General features: G+C 70.1%; 13 protein-coding genes. 6 read left to right on the top strand and 7 right to left on the bottom strand.

The genetic code is table 11. The features are described from left to right. Window positions 1-194 precede the first annotated feature (194 nt). The 6 genes from ABZ863_RS20970 to ABZ863_RS20945 form a co-directional block, all read right to left on the bottom strand. Complete coding sequence (locus ABZ863_RS20970; protein WP_358538101.1) at window positions 195-2,567, bottom strand: oxidoreductase; 2,373 nt, start codon at window positions 2,565-2,567, stop codon at window positions 195-197. A gap of 125 nt (window positions 2,568-2,692) precedes the next feature. Then, the gene (locus tag ABZ863_RS20965; protein ID WP_358538099.1) at window positions 2,693-3,448 is read right to left on the bottom strand and encodes an amino acid ABC transporter ATP-binding protein; all 756 of its coding nucleotides are present in this window, start codon (window positions 3,446-3,448) and stop codon (window positions 2,693-2,695) included. Next, window positions 3,445-4,254: an amino acid ABC transporter permease gene (locus ABZ863_RS20960; protein WP_358538096.1), complete on the bottom strand. Its 810-nt coding sequence runs from the start codon at window positions 4,252-4,254 to the stop codon at window positions 3,445-3,447. The genes ABZ863_RS20965 and ABZ863_RS20960 overlap by 4 nt, the downstream gene beginning before the upstream one ends. Window positions 4,255-4,326: 72 nt before the next feature. Further along, window positions 4,327-5,190, bottom strand: a complete 864-nt coding sequence (locus ABZ863_RS20955) for a transporter substrate-binding domain-containing protein (protein ID WP_358538095.1) — start codon at window positions 5,188-5,190, stop codon at window positions 4,327-4,329. Between the two features lie 271 nt (window positions 5,191-5,461). Beyond that, complete coding sequence (locus tag ABZ863_RS20950; protein WP_358538093.1) at window positions 5,462-6,481, bottom strand: iron chelate uptake ABC transporter family permease subunit; 1,020 nt, start codon at window positions 6,479-6,481, stop codon at window positions 5,462-5,464. Beyond that, the gene (locus ABZ863_RS20945) at window positions 6,478-7,500 is read right to left on the bottom strand and encodes an iron ABC transporter permease (RefSeq protein WP_358538090.1); all 1,023 of its coding nucleotides are present in this window, start codon (window positions 7,498-7,500) and stop codon (window positions 6,478-6,480) included. The genes ABZ863_RS20950 and ABZ863_RS20945 overlap by 4 nt, the downstream gene beginning before the upstream one ends. A gap of 34 nt (window positions 7,501-7,534) precedes the next feature. On the opposite strand from ABZ863_RS20945, the gene ABZ863_RS20940 reads away from it, so the two are divergent. From ABZ863_RS20940 to ABZ863_RS20915, 6 genes are all read left to right on the top strand, one after another. Continuing rightward, on the top strand, window positions 7,535-8,536 hold the full coding sequence (locus ABZ863_RS20940; RefSeq protein WP_358538088.1) for an ABC transporter substrate-binding protein: 1,002 nt from the start codon (window positions 7,535-7,537) through the stop codon (window positions 8,534-8,536). Window positions 8,537-8,582: 46 nt separating this feature from the next. Further along, a complete protein-coding gene (locus ABZ863_RS20935; RefSeq protein WP_358538086.1) occupies window positions 8,583-9,158 on the top strand; it encodes a biotin transporter BioY in 576 nt (191 codons plus the stop codon). Continuing rightward, window positions 9,155-10,435 carry an AMP-binding protein gene (locus tag ABZ863_RS20930; protein WP_358538083.1) on the top strand — a complete coding sequence of 427 codons (1,281 nt, stop codon included), beginning with the start codon at window positions 9,155-9,157 and terminating at the stop codon, window positions 10,433-10,435. The genes ABZ863_RS20935 and ABZ863_RS20930 overlap by 4 nt, the downstream gene beginning before the upstream one ends. Then, a complete protein-coding gene (locus ABZ863_RS20925; protein WP_358538081.1) occupies window positions 10,428-11,549 on the top strand; it encodes a thiolase family protein in 1,122 nt (373 codons plus the stop codon). Before ABZ863_RS20930 ends, ABZ863_RS20925 begins: the two co-directional genes overlap by 8 nt. Beyond that, window positions 11,546-12,223, top strand: coding sequence for an ABC transporter ATP-binding protein (locus tag ABZ863_RS20920; RefSeq protein ID WP_358538079.1), 678 nt, complete (start codon window positions 11,546-11,548; stop codon window positions 12,221-12,223). The genes ABZ863_RS20925 and ABZ863_RS20920 overlap by 4 nt, the downstream gene beginning before the upstream one ends. A 169-nt stretch (window positions 12,224-12,392) precedes the next feature. Then, complete coding sequence (locus ABZ863_RS20915; protein ID WP_358538077.1) at window positions 12,393-12,998, top strand: energy-coupling factor transporter transmembrane protein EcfT; 606 nt, start codon at window positions 12,393-12,395, stop codon at window positions 12,996-12,998. Between the two features lie 14 nt (window positions 12,999-13,012). Here ABZ863_RS20915 and ABZ863_RS20910 read toward each other — a convergent pair whose 3' ends face one another. Continuing rightward, entirely contained in the window at window positions 13,013-14,431 is a 1,419-nt protein-coding gene (locus tag ABZ863_RS20910; protein WP_358538075.1) for a M20/M25/M40 family metallo-hydrolase, read from the bottom strand. Window positions 14,432-14,446 lie beyond the last annotated feature (15 nt).

Below are 14,446 nucleotides of genomic sequence, written 5' to 3'. Positions count from 1 at the left end.
ACACTCACACCACTAGTGAACGCGACGGCCGCATGCAACCTCTCGCGCGGGGCCGTAATACCCCCGTGAGGGCGATGTAATAAGCGCCACCGTCGGCGGGCGTGATCCCGCGCCAGAGTGGGCAACTCGCGTGCCGGAGCGGGGGACTCGCGGGACAGACGGGGGGACTCGCGCGCTGGAGCGGGGGACTCGCGCTAGTTGCCGTTGCGGCGCAGGGTGCGGGTCACACCGGCGGCAACTGTGGTCGCCAGTACCCAGCCCATCGCGGTGAACCCGGTCGACACCCACTTGTCCTCTTCGGCCATGTACCAGCGGCCCTTGTTGCCGAGGTCGGCGATCGGTACCAGCAGATCGGCGGTGTAGAGCACCGGGTTCCATTCCAGCCCACTGTCGTCACGGTTCACCGCACACCGCTCGCCGATCACCTCGAACCGCTCGGCATCGGTCGTGCACTCGTCACTACGCAGCCCGAACCACAGGCTGCCCGCCACGAGCAACATCGCCAGCCAGGCGAGGGCGCGAATGGGGCGGTAGCCGTAGCCGACCATGGACCGCTGCAGCCAGCTCCACAACCGCACCCCACCACCGAAAACGCGGTAGCCGCGCGCCAGCGACTCGTAGCGGTACTGCTGCTTGCGCATCATGACCGTGTCGGCGTGTTCCTCGTTGCCGCACGTACGCAGCATCGTGGCGAGCTGGTCGTAGGGACCGGGCCGGTAACCGCCCATCGCGTGGTGCAGCATGGTGAGCCGCTTCTCGACCGTCCCGTCGTCGGCCATGTCGATGGGCGTGTCCAGCGCGTCGTAGCGGAAGTCCTCCAGCTCGAGACCGCCGGTGGCGTGCCACAACGCGTCGCTGTCGGTCAGCGTTCCGCAGTGCGCCCGGCACAGCACCACCCGACCTTCCGGTGGCATCACCGGTGCCAGCACGAACTCGTCGGCGACGGTGTCCCCGGCATCGAGCGCGATCGTGTGCGGCGCCGCGGCGTACAGCTCGGCACCGGTGAGATCGATCTGCCGCTTGACGACCGCACCGTCCAGGGTCACGCCACCGCGCGCCCGGAACGGCCGGTCACGGTTGGCCGTCAACAACAGGCTCCGCGCGACCTGTACCGACCGGAGATCCACCGCCCAACTGCCCAGCTCGATGTTCTCCGGCTGCACGACCTCGGTGCCACGCAGGTCGATACTGCCGCGCACGGTCATGCCCTGCAGCCGCAGCGTGCCGTTGGCCGCGCAGTCGGTGAGCACCAGGTTGCCCGACACCGTGGTCCGGCGGGCCGACACGACGTCGCGTTCCGGGCGGACCAACGTCGCGCCTGCGACGAACACGTTGCCCCGCACGGTCATGTCGGCCATCCGCAGCTGGCCCTCGATCCACAGGCTCTTCGCGTCGATGTCGCCGTTGATCTCGCTGCCGTCCAGGTGCACAGCCCGGTCACGGAACGGCGGCGTCTCGCTGCGCAGCACGCGAATCCGCGCCCCGGCAAGGCGCAGCGACCCGCCGAGGTGTGCGTTGACCATGCGGATGGTCCCTGTGACGTCGAGGGAGTCGCTCAGCTCGACGTTGCCCTCGACCTGCATACGGTCGGCGATCAACGCGGGCCGGGGGTCGACGTACCAGTCGCCGGTCTTCCACGCGTCGACCACGATGTCGCCGGTCTGGTCCACGGCCAGCCGTGCACCACGGAACACGACGTCACCCGCGACCTTGATGCTGGGCATGAACACCATGCCGTTGGCGCTGAAGCGGCGACGCCCGGTCCGCGGGCCGTAGTTGTCCACCTCGCACAGCAGGCTGCCGCCGATCTGCAGCCCGTTGCCGTTGAGCGCGAAACCCTCCGGGTTGTCGAGCGTGGCGCCGGAGAAGTTGACGTTGCCGCCGGTTCGCAGGCCGGGGATGCGGACCTCACCACTGGCTTCCAGCCTGTAGGCCAGCAGCGCGCCGGTGATCGTCAGCCGGTCGGCGAGCAACGCCTTACCCCGGGAATGAATGATCTTGGTACGGGTGAGCACCACCGAGCCCTCGATCACGGCATCGGTGAGGTTGACGGCCGCGTCGGGCAGACCCCGCTCGACGTCGTCCGCCCTGCGCACCGTGGTCTCGCTGTCCGCCCTGCCGGAGTCGACCTCGACCACGCTACGGATGAGCCGGACATCGTTTCGGCTACGGAAGTTCCGCGCCTTGAGACCGGGCAGCCAGCACCGGCGGAAGACGAGGCCGAGCAGGCTGGCCTCACGGACATCCGGTGGCTGCTCGAACCGGCAGCGTTCGAACCGGAACAGGTACTGCAGGTCGGCGGCGCGCAGATCGAGCTTTCCCGTGATGTAGGCGTCTTCGACCTGCACGATCGGCGCGTTCGTCGCCTGCTTGCGCCAGCGGAGCAGCCCACCGCTGCCTGGTTCGATGAAGGGGCGCAGGAGGTCGGCGGCTCGCACCTCGTACTGCTTGTCCGGATTCGATGCGAACGGGTCGAACGGCGGCCGTTCCGGCTCGCCCGCCGTCTCCGCCAGTCCGTCCTCGACCTCACCCGGGTCACGCCCCCCGAGGCGGCGAAAGCCCGGCATCGGCCTCTCCTCGCGCTCACGTCCTCCTGACGGCCCCAGCGAAGCCGATCTTGAGGAGGTTGCGCAATCGGCCGTTCGGAGCACTCCAGGTGTTCGGACGGCTGCGCAGCGCTGCCGGTTCCGGGTTATTCGTTGGCGTGTACCGGATTGAGCACCCGGTGCAGGAAGGTCTGCGTCCGTTCGTGCTCCGGCGCGCCGATGACCTTGGCGGCCGGGCCCTCCTCGACCACGACGCCACCGTCCATGAACAGCACCTTGTCGGCGACCTCGCGGGCGAACTGCATCTCATGGGTCACCACGAGCATCGTCATGCCCTCCTCGGCCAGCTGGCGCATGACCGCGAGTACGTCCCCGACCAGCTCCGGGTCGAGTGCCGACGTCGGCTCGTCGAACAGCATCACCGCAGGCTGCATCGACAGCGCCCTGGCGATCGCAACCCGCTGCTGCTGCCCGCCGGAGAGCTGCACCGGCATCGACCGCGCCTTCTCCTCGAGGCCGACCTTGCGCAGGTTCTCCCGCGCGATGGCCTCCGACTCGGCGGCGCTGCGCTTGAGGACTTTACGCTGGGCCACGGTGAGGTTGTCGAGCACGGAGAGGTGACCGAACAGGTTGAAGCCCTGAAAGACCATGCCGATGGTGCGCCGGGCCTTGTCGATGTCGGCGTCGGGGTCGGTGAGCTCGAAGCCGTTCACGACGACCGTGCCGGCATTCGGCTCCTCCAGCAGGTTGACGCAGCGCAGCAACGTCGACTTGCCGGAACCGGACGGGCCGATGATGCACACGACCTCGCCTCTGGCGACACTCAGGTCGATGCCCTTGAGCACGTCGAGCCTGCCGAACGACTTGTGCAGGCCGGAGACCTCCACGATCACGTCACTCATGCCGTCACCTTCAGTCCTTCGTCCTGCTTGCGGCCGGTCCGGCGCTCCAGGTACCGCGAGAGGTAGCCGAGTGGGACCGTGATGATCAGGTAGCACAGGCCGGCGAGCAGGATCGGGGTCAGCGAGCCGGTGGCGTTCAGCCCCTCGCGGCCGAACTTCGCCAGTTCGTACTCGTCGCGCACCAGGCCGAGCAGGTAGATCAGCGACGAGTCCTTGGTGAGCAGGATGAGCTCGTTGGTCAGCGGCGGCAGGATGATCCGGAATGCCTGCGGGATCACCACGGTCAGCATGGTCCGTGTCTGCGACATCCCGAGGGAGCGGGCCGCCTCGATCTGGCCGGGCGGCACGGCCTGAATGCCGGCACGCAGGGTTTCCGCGATGTAGGCCGAGCCGACGAGACCGAGCGCGATGGCCGCGGTCGAGTAGATGTCGAACCGCAGGTTGAACGCCAGCGGCACACCGTAACCGAGCGCGATGAACACCAGCAGCGCCGGGATGCCGCGGAAGAACTCGATGTAGATCGTCGCGAGCCACCGGTACGGAGCGACCGACGACAGCTTCATCAGCGCCAGCACCAGGCCGAGCGCGAGCCCCAGCGCGAAACCGAGCACCGTGTAGATGATCGTGTTGACGAGTGCGGTGGAGAAAACCTCAGGGAACTGCGTGGACGCGGCGTCCACATTGAAGAATGCGTGCCGGATCTGGCCCCAGTCGGCGAACACCGCCAGGAGCACCACCACCAGCACGAGGATGGCGTACTGGACGCCGCGGAATGTCTGCGCGCGCTGGCGCCGCGACATCGCCATGAACAAACTCCTCGAGAAGCGGCTCGCCGGGTGCGCCAGTCGGCTGGCGCACATCGGCGAGTCTGTCGTCGGCTACTGGCTGTCCGGCGTCGTACCGAACCACTTCTCGTAGATCGCGTCGTAACGGCCGTCCTGCTTTGCTGCGGCGAGCACCTCGTTGACCTTGGCGAGCATCGCGCCGTTGCCCTTGCGCACCGCGATGCCGTACTGCTCACCGGTCTCGAACTCGGTGGTCACCTCGGTGTCCGGGTTCTTCTTGGCGAAGTCGAGGAACACCGAGTTGTCGTTGATGCCTGCGTCGATCTGCCCGGTCTTCACCGCGGTCTGCAGCAGCCCGAGGTCCTCGAACTGGCGAGTGGTGTAGCCGTGCGCGTCCTTGTGCTCCTCGGCGTAGTCCTCACCGGTCGTGCCGAGCTGCACGCCGAGCACCTTGCCGTTGAGGTTCTCCAGCCCCGTGATGCCGGAGTCCGTCTTCACCAGCAGCGCCTGGTTGGCGTCGAAGTACCCGTCGGAGAAGTCCATGACCTGCTGACGGACGTCGGTGATCGTCATCGCGGCGGCGGCGACATCGCACTGGCCGGTGTTGAACGACTGGCCGGACTCGATGCCCTCGAACGAGGTGTCGAAGATCTCCTGCTGAACGCCGAGGTCTTCGGCGATGAGGTCGACGAGCTCCACGTCGAAGCCGACCGTCTGGCCGTCCTGGGTGAACTGGAACGGCTCGTACGGCAGGTGTGTGCACGTGGTGAGCTTGCCCTCGGCGATCAGCGAGATCTCCTCGCCGGCCTGGGTGTCTTCGCCGGTGTTGACCTCCTCGGCGCAGGCTGCCGTGGTCGCGGCCAGTGCCAGGGCGGGCAGCAGGATGAGCGCTCTGAGGTTTCGTCGACGCGCCACTATGTTCACTCCTAGTAGTTCATACTGGTCGAGTTCACGCATCCTGCCACTCTCTGGGGGTACTGCACAGCATTGGGGACGTTACGGAGACGTTGCGAAGGGTTCAGCCGCTGTTGCAGGGCGCTGCACAATCAGCTGATCACCTGCAGGTGATCAGGCCCCGAAACCCCCACGGAGTCCACAGTGGACGGTTCGGCTGACCCTGCTCGGATAAGCGCGATTCAGGACGCGTCGGCGAGTGGCTGTGGCCGCTCGCCGAGCAACCTCCTCCGGAGCGGGCAACTCGCGGTCTGGAGCGGGCAACTCGCGTGCCTTAGCGGGGGACTCGCGCGCTGGAGCGGGGGACTCGCGCTGCGGAGCGGCGGCCCAGCAGTAGGAACCAGGCCAGGTAGGCGCCGCCTAGTGCCGAGGTGACCACGCCGACCGGCAACAGCGACGCGTCGAGGATGCGCTGCCCGAGGTAGTCGGCGAGCACCACGAGCAGTGCACCCATGACGGCTGACGGCACCAGGTTCGGCCCCGGTCGCCGGGTCAACCGCTTGGCCAGCTGCGGCGCGGCGAGCGCGACGAACGGCACCGGACCCGCCGTCGCCACCGCCACGGCGGTCAGCGCGACCGCGAGCACGAACAGCACGCGCCGGACCCGGTCGACGTCCACGCCGATACCGGTGGCGGTCTCGTCGCCCATCTCCAGCATCAGCAGCGGCCTGCCGTACAGCAGCACCACCGGCACGAGTACCGCCAGCGCCACCACGATCGGCCACAGGTAACCCCAGCCACGGCCGGCCAGGTTGCCCACCTGCCAGGTCACCGCCTGCGACGCCGCCTCCACCGTCGCCCGCGTGAGCAGCAACGAGTTGACGCCGACGAGCACCGCGCTGATACCGATGCCCACCAGCACCAAGCGATCACTGCGCAGCCCCCGGGGCCCGCACAGCACCGACACGACCAGACCGGTGAGCAGCCCGCCGGCGATAGCACCGAGCGCGACGGTCGCGGTACCGGCGCCGAAGATGATGATCGTCGCCACACCGCCGGTAGCCGACCCCGCCGTGAACCCGATGACATCGGGGCTGCCAAGCGGATTCCGGCTCAACGTCTGGAACACCGCACCGGACACGGCGAGTGCGACACCCACAGCCACCGCGACCAGCACCCGGGGCAGCCGCTGCTCGGTGACGATCAAATAGTCGTACCGGCTGCCCTGCCCGGCCAGCGTGCGCAGCACCGCGCCCGGGCTCATCGGGTAGTCGCCGGTGCCGATGGCCAGCACCGCGACGGCGAACGTCGCGACCGCCAGGCAGGCGACGACTGCCGTGACCCTGCTTCTCACTTGCGTACCGTCCTCAGCCTGCGGATCAGGAACACGAACACGAGGCCACCGACGACATCAGTGACGATGCCCACCTGCAGCTCCGCCGAGCCCGCTACCAGGCGGCCGAGGATGTCGCAGGCGAGCAGCACCACGGGGGCCGCGAGGACCGAGAGCCCGAGCACCCACCGCTCGTCCTGGCCGGCGACGAGCCGCACCAGGTGCGGGACCATCAGCCCGACGAAGGCGATCGGCCCGCACGCCGCAGTCGCCACCGCGGCCAGCAGCCCGACCGCGACCATGCCCAACAACCGGATCACCGCGGGTTTGGCGCCGAGGCCATGCGCGGCGTCGTCGCCGAGTGCGATCGCGTTGAGGGAGCGGCCCAGCAGCAGCGCGAGCACCACACCGGCGACGAAGAACGGCACCAACCCGGTGAGATCGCTGAGATCGCGGTTGGCCAGCGAACCCACCAGCCAGAACCGCATCCGGTCGAGCGTGCGCGTGTCGATCACCATCATCGCCTGGTTGATACCGACGAACATGGCCTGCACCGCGACACCGGCCAGCGCCAGCCGCAGCGGGCTACCGGCGCCGCGGCTGCCGCCGATGGCATAGACGAGGGCCGTCGCGCCGAACGAACCGACGAAGGCGAACCAGACGAGCTGGCTCGGCGCGGTGATCCCGAACGTCGCGGACGCGAACACGATCAGCACCGCGGCCCCGTGGTTGATACCGAGGATGCCGGGCTCGGCGATCGGGTTACGGGTGACCGACTGCAGTAGCGCCCCAGCCAGTCCCAGCGCCATCCCGGCCACGATGCCCAGCAGGGTCCGCGGCAGCCGGGTATCGCGCACGACGACGTCGCTGTAGCTGCCGTCGTAGGCGAACAGCGCGTGGAACACGGCGCCGAGCGGCAGCCGGTAGGAGCCGAGCGCGATAGAGGCCAAGACCACCGCGACCAGCGCGGCGAGCACGCCGGCCAGCGCGAGCATCCGTACGGAGCGGCGAGTGTCCCGCGCCGAGATGGTCATCACCATGGCCATCAGAGTAAGGCCAGGCTAACCTCATTGCGTGCAACCCTTCAGTGACCTTTCCCGCAGACGGTTCCTCGGTGGCGCACTGGCGCTCGGTGCCACCGCTGCGCTCGCGGCCTGCGGTTACCAGGAGGACACCGGTGCGGACTCCGGGTCCGGTACGGCGAACTGGTCGTACACAGACGACCGCGACCGCAAGCTTGACGGCCCCGTACCGCAGCGCATCGTCGCCCAGGTGACCGCCGCGGCGGCGCTGTGGGAGTTCGGCATCCGCCCAATCGGCATCTTCGGCCCGTCGAAGCTGCCCAACGGCGACAAGGACCCGCTGGCAGGCAACATCGATCTGTCCACAGTGGAATCCCTTGGCAACGTCTGGGGCGAGTTCAACTACGACCGCTACCTCGCGCTGAGGCCGGACCTGCTGGCGAGCGTGATGTACCTGCCTGACGAGCTCTGGTACGTCCCTGCCGAGCAGGCCGGGCAGGTGGACCAGGTCGCCCCGAGCGTGGGCCTGGACCTCGCCGGGGTGTCGATGCCCGACGGCATCGAGAAGTTCCGCGCGCTGGCCAAGGCACTCGGCGGCGACGTTGACGCCGCCTCTGTCACCGAGGCGAAGGCGGCGTGGGACCAGGCGAACACCGACTTCGCCGCGGCTGTGCAGGCGGCGAAGGGCAAGCGGCTCATGCTCGTCTCCGCGACGCAGGACGGCATCTGGGTCGGCAATGCGCAGGGCTTCCCGTCGAGCAAGCACCTGGACGACAAGGGCCTGACGTTCGTCGAGCCGGCCGCACCCGGCAACGGCAACTACTGGGAGCAGCTGAGCTGGGAGAACGCCGGTAAGTACGAGGCCGAGGTGATCCTGCTCGACAACCGCTTCGGCAACCTGCAGAACGCCGACCTCACGTCGTTCCCGACGTGGCAGCAGCTGCCCGCGGTGCGGGGCGGTCATGTGTTCGGCTGGAACCCCGAGACCCCGTTCTACTACCAGGCCGCGACGGAGCAGCTGAACAGCATCGGCACCGCGTTGCGGAACGTGTGACGCACGTCTACGGCGGCGTTTGCGGCGAAGGGTTACCGTGCGACACGTGCCCGCACCACGTGCCTCGCTACCAGCGACGAACCTCGCCAGGACGGTCGTGTTCGCCGCGTTCATCGCCGTACTCGGGATGTTTCCCGGGATCTATCTCGGCGGCTCCGGCGTTCCGATCGTGCTCCAGAACGCCGGTCCGCTCCTCGCCGGTGCGATCCTCGGCGCGCGCAGGGGAACCGCCGCGGTGTTGTTGTTCCTCGCGCTCACCGCGATCGGGTTGCCGCTGCTGTCCGGCGGCCGTGGTGGTCTGGCACCGTTCGCCGGGCCGAGCGGAGGCTTCCTACTCGGCTGGATCCTCTCCGCACTGGTGGCCGGCCTGATCGTGCAGCGTGCGGCGCGTCCCGGTCTGCCGGTGCTGTTGCTGGCGACCACCGGGGGACTGCTCGCCGACTACGCGATCGGCATCCCGTTCCTCGGCGCCTACACCGGCGACCTCGGCGCGGCTTTCGTGCAGTCGCTCGTGTTCGTGCCCGGTGACGCGATCAAGGTCGTGGCGACAGCGGTGGTCGCAGCCATCGCGCATCGTGCCCTGCCGGACACCGTGCTGCGCCCGGCGGTGCGTAACGAGTGACGCTCGCCGCACCACCGATCCTCGGCAACGCCGCCGTACCTGCCGACCTGCTCGCCCGCGCGCACGGTGCGGCTCGGCAGCTGGCCGGACGGGGAATCGGAGTGGGGGCGCGGGTCGCGGTCGATTCCGCCGACGTCCTGCCCTGGCTGCTCGGGGCGGACCTCCTCGGAGCAGCGACGCTCGTGGTGGAGCCGTCGTGGTCACCACGGGAGCGCGCCGCCGTGCTCGCCGACGCCGCACCGGACACGCTGGTCACCGGCAGCCCAGCACCCACACACGACGGCGTGACGCCGCGGGGCGATGACGCGACACAGTTCTACCTGGCCACGACGTCCGGCAGCAGCGGAAGGCCCAAGGTGCTGGTGCGCACGCGTGCGTCGTGGCTACGCAGCTTCGCCGCACTCGGCGCCGTGCCCTCGCCGGTGCTGATAGCCGGGCCACTGAGCTCGTCGCTGTTCACCTTCGGCGCTCTGCATGCACTGTGGTGCGGCGCCGAACTGCGGTTACAGCCGCGCTGGCGTCCCGAACAGGCCCGCGCCGCGGCAACCGTGCACGTCGTGCCTGCCATGCTGGCCGCGCTGCTCGCCGAGCTGGACCGCAGGCCCGGAGGGTGTGCACTGCGGACGGTCGTGTGCGGCGGTGCCCACCTCGGCGCGGAGCTGCGCGCACGGTTCGCCAGGCTGCTGCCCCACGCGGAGCTGATCGAGTACTACGGCTCGGCGGAACAGTCGCTGATCGCCCTGCGGCGCGGCGGCGACGAGGCACTGTGCCCGGTCCCCGATGTCGAGCTGGACGTCCGAGACGGCGAGCTCTGGGTGCACTCGCCATTGGCGTTCAGCGGGTACCTGCGCGCCGGCCGCCTCGACGCCACCCCTGTCTGGTCGAGTGTCGGCGATCGCGCGGAGTTGTCGGCCTCGGGCGCGCTGACCGTGCACGGCCGCAGCGCGGCCATGGTGTCCAGCGGCGGCAGGCTCGTGCCAGCCGAGGAGGTCGAGGCTGTGCTACGGGCGGTACCTGGCGTGCGTGACGTCCTGGTCGCCGGGACTCCGCACGGCACGCTCGGCGCGGTGGTCACGGCGATCGTCGAGGCCGACGTTCCCCCGTCGCTGCGGGAACTGCGCGCGTCGGCGCGGGCCGGGCTCGCGCCCGGCAAACGGCCTCGCCGTTGGCTGGTGACGAAGGAGCTGCCGCGCACGGCCGCCGGTAAACCGGCGCGTGCCACGGCAACCGCGCAGCTGCGGGACGGCACGTTCCCCGCGGAGCCGCTGTATGACTAGCCACGGTGAACCCACGTGTCCGGTCGTGGTCGCCGCGCGCCGCACACCGATCGGCACCGCGGGCGGGGCGCTGCGCGGGTTCACCGTCGACGAGCTGGCCGCCCCGGTGCTGCGCGCGGTACTGGACGATGCCTGCCTCGACTCCGTGGACGATGTGGTGCTCGGCAACGTGTTCGGCCCTGGCGGCAACCCGGCCAGGGTCGCAGCGCTGCGGGCCGGGCTCCCCACGTCGGTGCCGGGCGTGACGATCGACCGGCAGTGCGCGAGCGGGCTAGCCGCGATCACGCTCGCCGGAGCGCTGATCCAGGCCGGTGCGGGTGAGGCCTACCTGGCGGGCGGGGTGGAGAGCGCTTCGACCGCGCCGTATCGCGCCTGGCGCACCGAACCGTCGACCCAGTACACGCGGGCCCCGTTCGCTCCGGCCGACGTCGGCGATCCCGATATGGGCCCCGCGGCCGACCGGGTGGCTGCCGAGGCCGGGATCTCCCGCGCCCGTCAGGACGCCTTCGCCGCGCGCAGCCACGCCCGCGCCGTCGAGGCACAGCGCGCCGGCCGGTTCGCCGCAGAGCTCGTGCCGCTCGACGGGGTGACGACCGACCAGCGGCCGCGGGACAGCTTCACTGTCGAACGGCTCGCCCGCTTCCACCCCGCGTTCACCCCCGATGGCACCGCCACCGCGGCGAACTCGTGCGGCGTCAACGACGGTGCCGCCGCGGTGCTCGTGGTGAGCGAGCGGCTGCGGCGCGAGCGTGGGCTGCCGGGGCTGCGACTGGTCGCGTCGGCGACCTCGGCCGTGGATCCGAACCGCCTCGGCCTCGGTGCGGTACCGGCAATGCGGTCGGTGCTGCGCAGCACCCCGGATGTGGTGGAGTTCAATGAGGCGTTCGCCGGGCAGGCGCTGGCCTGCCTCGACGCTGCCGGAATCGACGAGCGGACGGTGAGCCCGGACGGTGGCGCGATCGCGCTCGGTCACCCGTGGGGCGCATCCGGCGCGGTACTCGTCGTCAGGCTGTTCTCACAGCTGGTCCGCCAGGCTGCGGGCCGTTCAGGGCTCGCGGCGCTGTCCGCGGGCGGCGGGGTGGGCGTGGCCACGTGGTGGGAGGTTGTGCGGTGATCGAGTTCGCCGGTGTCGGGCACCAGTACGGCGAGCGCACCGTACTGTCCGATGTGGACCTACAGCTGGCCGAACGGCGGGTGGCTTTCGTCGGCGCCAACGGCTCCGGTAAGTCCACACTGGCCCGCATGATCAACGGCCTCGTGCTGCCCAGCTCGGGGCGAGTGCTGGTCGACGGCCTCGATCCCGCCAAGGACGGCCGCAAGGTACGGCGCCGCGTCGGGTTCGTGTTCACCAATCCGGACAGCCAGATCGTGATGCCGACGGCAGGTGAGGACGTGGCGTTCTCCCTGCGTGGCAGCGGACTGTCCAAACAGGAGCGGGCGCGGCGCGCGGCGGACGTGCTCGCCGAGTACGGCCTCGGCGGGTACGCCGAGCACCCCGCGCACCAGCTCTCGGGCGGGCAGAAGCAGTTGCTGGCACTGTGCGCGATGCTCGTGCTCGACCCGGACGTGCTGGTGTGCGACGAGCCGACGACCCTGCTGGACCTGCGCAACAAGCGGCTGTTCGGTGAGCTGCTGGCCGGGCTACGGCAGCAGGTGGTGCTGGTGACACACGACCTGGACCTGCTGGGCACCTTCGACCGGGTGGTCGTGCTCGACGCGGGGCGGGTGGTGGCCGATGACGAACCGGAACCCGCGCTGCGTCACTACCGGAAGCTGGTGCTCGGATGAGCGGCCCCGTGTCAAGCCGCAGCAGTCAACGTGGCGACCACGCGCGCTCCGGCCGTCAGGCCCCGCTATCGGGGCGGCGGTGCGCCCTTGTCGAGGACGTGAGTCGATCGGGTATGGAGCGCACTGTCGACACGATCGCGGTCGCGCGCAAACTCGCGGAGAGGAAGGCATGACACCGCTCGGGCTGTACGAGCCGGGAACGAGCGTGCTGCACCGCATCCCGGCAGGCGCGAAGTTTCTCGGCGTGCTCGTACTCGCCAGTGCGGTGCTGGTGCTGGACTCGCCGGTCGCGCTCGGCGCGCTGTGCGGCGCCGTGGTGCTCGGCTACGTGCTGGCGCGCATCCCGGGCCGCCGCTGCTGGCAGATCGCGCGCACGCTGCTCCTGCTCGTCGGATTCGTGTTCGCCCTGCAGTGGTGGCTGCTCGGGTTACCGGCCGCGGCAGTGGTGTGCCTGCGCCTGGTCGCCGCACTGGCCGCGGCGAACCTGTTCACGCTCACCACGCGGGTGGATGACGTGGTATCCGCTGTGGAGCGCGCGCTGCGGCCACTGCGCCGCTTCGGGGTGCGCCCGGACCGGATCGGGCTGCTGGTCGGGCTGACCCTGCAGGCGGTCGCGGCGCTGTCGGTCATCGCGGGTGAGGTGCGCGAGGCCGCCCGCGCCCGCGGCGCCGATCGCTCGGTGACGGCGTTCGCGGTGCCGTTTCTGGTACGAACCCTGCGCCACGCCGACGAGCTCGGCGAGGCACTGGCCGCCCGCGGCGCCGGCGATCGGTAACGCTCCCCAAATTCTCAGCCGCGGGCGTGGGCGTCGAGGATGTGGGCTACCGCCTCGGTGACCCGCTGAGCCTGGTCCAGGTGCAGCCATTCGTCCGGAACGTGCGCGTTGGAGTCCGGACCGAGCGCACCGGTCACCAGGAACTGCGCCTCCGGGTACTTCTCGCCGAGCAGCCCCATGAACGGGATCGACCCGCCGAGGCCGACACCACGCCACTGCTGGCCGAACACACCGTCGCTGACCTGCGCGAGAGCACTCACCAGCCACGGGGCCAGATCGGGGGCGTTCCAGCCGTCGGCCGACTCGACACCGGTCAGCTCGACCGTCGCGCCGTAGGGAACATCGGTGGTCAGTGCCTCGCTGATGGCGGCGAGTGCCGCAGCCGAGTCGGCGGTCGGCGGGAGCCGGAAGCTCAGCGCGAGCGTGCTGTGGTCGCGCAACACGTTGCCGGCGTCGGCGGGCTCGGGGAAGCCGCTGGCGCCGATCACCGACAGCGTCGGCCGCCAGCCGTTGTTCAGCAGCAGTTCCAGCTCGTCGTCCGACACCGGCCGCGTGTCGCCGTACAGCGGGAAGGCCTTACCCATCGCCCCCGGTGCGACCTCGGCGGTCGCCTTGGCCTCCGCGATGCGGTTCGCGGGAATCTCCACAGTGCACTCGGCGAGCGTGACCTCGCCGGTCTCGGCGTTCTCGACCCGTTCGAGCAGCCTGCGCAGCACCCGGAACGAGCTGGGCACGACCCCGCTCGCCAGCCCGGAGTGCTGGGCGGAGTCGAGCACGCGCACGGTGACGTGGACCTGCGCGAGCCCGCGCAGGCTCGTGGTGAGCCAGAGCCGCTCGTAGTCGTTGCCGCCGGAGTCGAGGCACACCACGAACGAGACGCGACCGAGTCGCTCCGACAGGTGCTCGAGGTAGGCGGGCAGGTCGGGGCTGCCGGACTCCTCGCCGGTCTCCAGCAGCACCACCGCACGCGCATGTTCCCCGCCCGCCGCACGGACCGCCTCCAGCGCGACGGTGGCCGCGTAGCCGGCGTAGCCGTCGTCGGCAGCACCGCGACCGTAGAGCCTGCCGTCCTCCAGCACCGGCTTCCACGGCCCGAGCCCGTCGGACCAGCCACCGACCGGTGGCTGCTTGTCCAGGTGGCCGTACAGGAGCACCGTGCCCTTGTCCTGCGCTCCCGCAGTGGCGGGCACGTCGAGTAGCAGCACGGGACTGCGGTCGCCGAGCCGGACGACCTCCACGCTGGCGCCCGGGATCGAGCGGGCGATCAGCCACTCCCGGACGTGCTCGACCGCCGCGTCCAGCTGGCCGGAGCGCGCCCAGTCCTTGTCGAAGGCCTGCGACAGAGCCGGGATCTCCACCAGGCCGGACAGGCTGGGCAGGACGTCGTTCGCCCACAGTCCACGGACGGTGTCACGCACGGTTCGCTGTTCCACGCGCCCATCCTGCCA

The organism is Saccharomonospora sp. NPDC046836 (assembly GCF_040645195.1).
Classification (GTDB): domain Bacteria; phylum Actinomycetota; class Actinomycetes; order Mycobacteriales; family Pseudonocardiaceae; genus Prauserella_A.
The sequence above is the reverse complement of the archived record's forward strand: the minus strand, read 5'-3'. Positions and strand labels throughout refer to the sequence as shown.

What these genes read in the sequence shown, in the direction of transcription:
- ABZ863_RS20925 (WP_358538081.1), top strand. Translation starts at nt 10,428, where the DNA reads ATGACTAGCCACGGTGAACCCACGTGTCCGGTCGTGGTCGCCGCGCGC.
- ABZ863_RS20915 (WP_358538077.1), top strand. Translation starts at nt 12,393, where the DNA reads ATGACACCGCTCGGGCTGTACGAGCCGGGAACGAGCGTGCTGCACCGC.
- ABZ863_RS20965 (WP_358538099.1), bottom strand. Translation starts at nt 3,448, where the DNA reads ATGAGTGACGTGATCGTGGAGGTCTCCGGCCTGCACAAGTCGTTCGGC.
- ABZ863_RS20970 (WP_358538101.1), bottom strand. Translation starts at nt 2,567, where the DNA reads ATGCCGGGCTTTCGCCGCCTCGGGGGGCGTGACCCGGGTGAGGTCGAG.
- ABZ863_RS20960 (WP_358538096.1), bottom strand. Translation starts at nt 4,254, where the DNA reads ATGGCGATGTCGCGGCGCCAGCGCGCGCAGACATTCCGCGGCGTCCAG.
- ABZ863_RS20955 (WP_358538095.1), bottom strand. Translation starts at nt 5,190, where the DNA reads ATGCGTGAACTCGACCAGTATGAACTACTAGGAGTGAACATAGTGGCG.
- ABZ863_RS20945 (WP_358538090.1), bottom strand. Translation starts at nt 7,500, where the DNA reads ATGGTGATGACCATCTCGGCGCGGGACACTCGCCGCTCCGTACGGATG.